This is a genomic window from Nonomuraea lactucae (assembly GCF_003313395.1).
GTDB classification, from domain to species: domain Bacteria; phylum Actinomycetota; class Actinomycetes; order Streptosporangiales; family Streptosporangiaceae; genus Nonomuraea; species Nonomuraea lactucae.
On sequence record NZ_QNFZ01000771.1, the window covers coordinates 1 to 4,607 of the forward strand.

The window sequence follows — 4,607 nt, forward strand, 5'->3', positions numbered from 1 at the left end:
CAGCGTGGCCCCGGCCACCACCACACCCGCGCCCGCGAGCAGCCGGGGAGCGGGCCGCCCGCCGGCCAGCGCGAGGGCCAGCGGCACGGTGCCGAGCACGGTGCCGACGAGAGCGGGACCCGAGGCGCGGGTGGACTCGATCACGCACACGTTGAAGATCACGAGTCCCATGAGCGTCAGGCCGCCGAGCAGGGCGCATTCCTTGGCGGACAGCCGCACGAACCGCAGCCCCGCCGCCCGGGTGACGACGAGCAGGACGGCGGCCGCCGCCAGGTAGCGCACGGCCTGCCCGCCGTACAGGGGATAGTCCTTGACCAGGCCGGAAACTCCGGCCAGCGTGCCGACGAGGAACATCGCGCTCGCCGCGCCCACGACACCGCTTCTCATGGAAGGTGATGGTAGGAAGACAATGGTTCTGTCAAACAGTCCAATGCCATCCCGATTGAGAGGGCCAATGTGGGCGACCTGTATGTGCCGCTGGACCATGCGCGGGGCGGCGTCGCCGCGCAGATCGCCTCCGGGCTCCGCGACGCCATCCGCGGTGGCCGCCTCGCGCCCGGCTGCCGGCTGCCCGCCACCCGTGACCTCGCCGTCGATCTGGGGGTGTCCCGCGGGGTGGTCGTGGAGGCGTACGAGCAGCTCGTGGCGGAGGGGTTCCTGGTCTCCCGCGTCGGCTCGGGAACGCAGGTGGCCCCCGCCGCCGCCCGCCTCCCGGCCCCGATACCGGTACGGCCGTTCGCGCCCGGCGGCCCTCCAGCGGCGGCGGGTGAGGTGGGCGGGCCGGACTACGAGCACCGGGCCACCTCGCCCGACCTGAGCCGCTTCCCGCGCGAGCGCTGGCTGGCCTCCATCAGGTACGCGCTGACCACCGTCCCCTCCGACGCCCTCGACTACGGCGACCCCGGCGGAGTTCCCGAGCTCCGGGAGGAGCTGGCCGGATACCTGAGGCGGGTCAGGGCAGCGGACGTGGACCCGGACAACCTGGTGATCGTGGGCGGTGTCGCCCTGGGCCTTAGCCTGGTGCTCCACGTTCTGGCGCGGGAGCGGGCGGACGGGCTGGCGCTGGCGGTCGAGGACCCGACCAGCCACCGGCAGGTGCCTCTGCTGCGGCGGGCGGGCGCCCGCCTGATGCCGGTCCCGGTCGACGATCAGGGCCTCGACGTGGCCGGGCTGTGGGAGCGGCCGGCGCGGGCGGTCCTGGTCACCCCCGCCCACCAGTACCCGACGGGCGTCGTCCTCTCCCCGGGCAGGCGGGCCGCGCTCGTGGAGTGGGCGCAGGCGACGGGCGCCTTCGTCCTGGAGGACGACTACGACGCCGAGTTCCGCTTCGACCGCGACCCCGTCGGCTGCCTGCAGGGGCTGGCCCCCGACCAGGTCATCCTGTCGGGCAGTGTCAGCAAGGCCCTGGCACCCGGCCTCCGGCTGGGCTGGCTCGTGGCTCCGGCCGGCCTGGCCGCGGCCGTGCGGCGGGCGAGATCCGAGCTCGACCTCGGCTCCCCGGTGATCGAGCAGTACGCGCTGGCCCACTTCCTGCGCACCGGCGGCTACGACAAGCACCTGCGCCAGATGCGCCGGGAGTACCGCCGCCGCAGGGACGCCCTGGTCGGGGCCCTGGCGGAGCACCTGCCCGAAATCCACGTCCGGGGCATCCAGGCGGGCCTGCACGCCTACCTCGACCTGCCGGACGGCTGGGACGAGGTCCGGGTCGCCCGGCTGGCGCGGGAGTGCGGGATGGCCGCCGAGCCGGTGGCGCCGATGCGGTTCGCGCCTGGCCGCCCCGCCCTGGCCGTCGGCTTCGCCAGGCTCCCGGCGCACCGGGCGGAGGAGGCGGTCCTTGGCATAAAGGTCAGAATGTCAGGACAAAATATTGACTGAGCGAGAGTGTCTCGCTTAGAAAGAAAGCCCACAATCCCTTGGAGGCACCATGCGTGTGGGACTGCTGGGCCTGGGCCGGATCGGAGCGTTCCACGCGGCCACCCTGGCCGCGCACCCGCTGGTAGACGAGCTGATCGTCGCCGATCCCGTGCGTACGTCACCGCACGGCCGCCCGGGCGACGCGTTCGAGGCCGACGCCGTGGTCATAGCCACTCCGACCAGCACCCACGCCGAGCTGCTGATCGAAGCGTGCCGCCGGGGTATCCCGGCGTTCTGCGAGAAGCCCGCGGCCGTCGGCGTCAAGGAGACACTGGAGGTGCTCGCCGCGAGCCGGGGCAACCGGGTGCGGATCGGGTTCCAGCGCAGGTTCGACCCCGGATACGTGAGCGCGGCGACCGCGCTGCGTGACGGCGAGCTGGGAGAGCTGCACCGGATCCACATGATCACCGCGGATCCGGCGCCACCGCCGGCCGAGTACATCCCGCTGTCCGGAGGCATCTTCCGCGACTGCCACATCCACGACTTCGACATCCTGCGCTGGGTGACCGGCCAGGAGGTCGCCTGGGTCTACGCCGCCGGCGCGAACCGGGGCGCCGACTTCTTCCGGCAGGCCGGCGACGTGGACAACAGCGCCGCGCTGCTCGGCCTCGACGACGGCACGCTGGTCACGCTGCAGGGCTCCCGCTACAACGGCGCCGGCTACGACGTGCGCATGGAGCTCGCGGGCAGCAAGGGCACGCGGGCCGTCGGTCTCGGCCCGCGCGCCCCGATGCGGTCCACCGAGGGCTTGCAGCCCCCGGGGGAGCCGTGGCCCGACTTCGTGACGCGCTTCGAGCAGGCGTACGTCGACGAGATCGACGGCTTCCTGCGCGACGACCCGAGGCTGTGCTCGGTCGAGGAGGCCCTGGCGGCGCTCTACATCGCCGAGGCCGCCGAGCTCTCGCGCCGCGAGGACCGTCCCGTCCAGCTCGCGGAGGTGTGGCGATGAAGCTGGCAGGAGCGCCCATCTCCTGGGGCGTGTGCGAGGTGCCCGGCTGGGGCCACCAGCTGGCGGCCGAGCGGGTGCTCGCCGAGATGCGCGAGCTCGGTCTCACCGCGACCGAGCTCGGGCCCGAGGGTTTCCTGACGCCCGCCCTCATCGAGGCGTACGGCCTGGGCAACGTGGGCGCCTTCGTGCCCGCGGTGCTCCACGACCCGTCGCACGACCCGCTGCCCGGCCTGCCCGAGGTCGAGGGGATGCTGGTCCTCGCCGCCGCCACCGGGCGCGACGGTTACGACGCGCGCCCGGTCCTCGACGAGACAGGCTGGGCCACCATGCTGGCCAACCTCGACCGGATCACCGCCGAGCGCGGCCCGGACGTGGCCCTGCACCCGCACGTCGGCACCATGGTCGAGACCCGCGACGAGGTCGGCAGGGTGCTCGGCGGCAGCTCGGTCCCGCTCTGCCTGGACACCGGGCACCTGCTGATCGGCGGCACCGACCCGGCCGCCCTGGTGCGGGAGGCCGCCGCCCGGGTCACGCACGTCCACCTCAAGGACGTGGACGCGGGGCTCGCCGCCCGGGTCTCCAAGGGAGAGCTCACCTACACCCAGGCCGTGCGCGAGGGCGTCTACCGCCCGCTCGGGCAGGGCGACGTGGACATCGCGGGCATCGTCGCGGGCCTGGACGCCGGCGGCTACCGGGGCTGGTACGTCATGGAGCAGGACGTGATCCTCGACGGCCCGGACGACCGGCCGGTGGAGAACGTCCGGCAGAGCCTCGCCTACCTGGACTCCCTGGCCCAGGCAGGTTAGGCGGCGCTGTGCCCGCGCGCCTCGACGGCGGGCTCGAAGCCCCTGGCCAGCGCCACGATCGCCGCCGCGAGGACGAGCGGCGCCGCGAACGCCACCCGCATGTCGGCGGCGTCCGCGACGCCGCCGACCAGGGCCGCGCCCACGATGAAGCCGATGTAGTTGAACAGGTTGACCCGGGCGATGGCCACGCCCGCGCCCGCCGGGTCCAGCCGTCCCGCCGCCGAGAACGACTGCGGGGCCACCACCGACAGGCCCACCCCGGTCAGCCCGAACGCCACGATGGCGAGCGGCTGGCTGGGTGCGAGGACGACGCCGAGGAACCCCAGCGTGGCGATGGCGCCGCCGATCCGGACGATGGCGGCGGGGCCGTACCTCCTGACCGCGAAGTCCCCGCCGAGCCGCACGGCGAGCGTCGTGGCCTGGTAGGCGGCGTACGCGAGCGGGACCACGCCGGGGGCGGCGGCCAGGACGTCCTGCATGAAGACCGTGCTGAAGTTCGACACCGCGGCGTCGCCGACGTACAGGAAGCCCATCGCGAGGCAGAGCGGGATGATCGGCCTCCACGGGTAGCGGCCGGCCGCGGTGACCGTGGACTCGGGCTTCTCCTCCTGGACCGTGCAGAGTCTCGGCCCGGCGGAGAGGGAGGCCGCCACGGCCAGGACCATCGGCACGCCCATGGTCACGGCCAGGTCGAGCGAGGCCGTGGCCGATGCCCACAGCGCTCCGAGCAGGCTGAACACGCTCCACACGCAGTGGAAGCCGTTCAGCACGGCCCTGCCGTACCTGCGCTCGACGGCCACGCCCTGCATGTTGATGCCCGCGTCCACCGCGCCCACGGCCAGGCCGAACACCAGCAGCGCAGCGACGAGCAGCGGCACGCCCGGCGCGAGCCCCGCGACCACCACGGCCGCCGCGACCGCCGGCTGGGCGGCGCGGAG

The 4,607-nt window shown here is 73.9% G+C and carries 4 protein-coding genes and 1 pseudogene; 3 read left to right on the forward strand and 2 right to left on the reverse strand.

Annotated elements, in window-relative coordinates:
* Positions 1 to 387 (reverse strand): annotated as a pseudogene (locus DQW85_RS27140) (EamA family transporter); the annotation flags it as partial.
* Between the two features lie 69 nt (positions 388 to 456).
* On the opposite strand from DQW85_RS27140, the gene pdxR reads away from it, so the two are divergent.
* The 3 genes from pdxR to DQW85_RS27155 are packed head-to-tail and all read left to right on the forward strand — an operon-like array spanning position 457 to position 3,669.
* Positions 457 to 1,875: a MocR-like pyridoxine biosynthesis transcription factor PdxR gene (gene pdxR / locus DQW85_RS27145; RefSeq protein WP_113702754.1), complete on the forward strand. Its 1,419-nt coding sequence runs from the start codon at positions 457 to 459 to the stop codon at positions 1,873 to 1,875.
* A 49-nt stretch (positions 1,876 to 1,924) separates the two neighbouring features.
* The gene (locus DQW85_RS27150; RefSeq protein ID WP_113702755.1) at positions 1,925 to 2,863 is read left to right on the forward strand and encodes a Gfo/Idh/MocA family protein; all 939 of its coding nucleotides are present in this window, start codon (positions 1,925 to 1,927) and stop codon (positions 2,861 to 2,863) included.
* The gene (locus tag DQW85_RS27155; RefSeq protein ID WP_113702756.1) at positions 2,860 to 3,669 is read left to right on the forward strand and encodes a TIM barrel protein; all 810 of its coding nucleotides are present in this window, start codon (positions 2,860 to 2,862) and stop codon (positions 3,667 to 3,669) included. The genes DQW85_RS27150 and DQW85_RS27155 overlap by 4 nt, the downstream gene beginning before the upstream one ends.
* On the opposite strand, the gene DQW85_RS27160 is transcribed toward DQW85_RS27155, so the two are convergent.
* Positions 3,666 to 4,607, reverse strand: a 942-nt coding sequence (locus tag DQW85_RS27160; protein ID WP_162795416.1) for an MFS transporter, incomplete at its 5' end; no start/stop codon positions are given. The two genes, DQW85_RS27155 and DQW85_RS27160, sit on opposite strands and share 4 nt — an antisense overlap.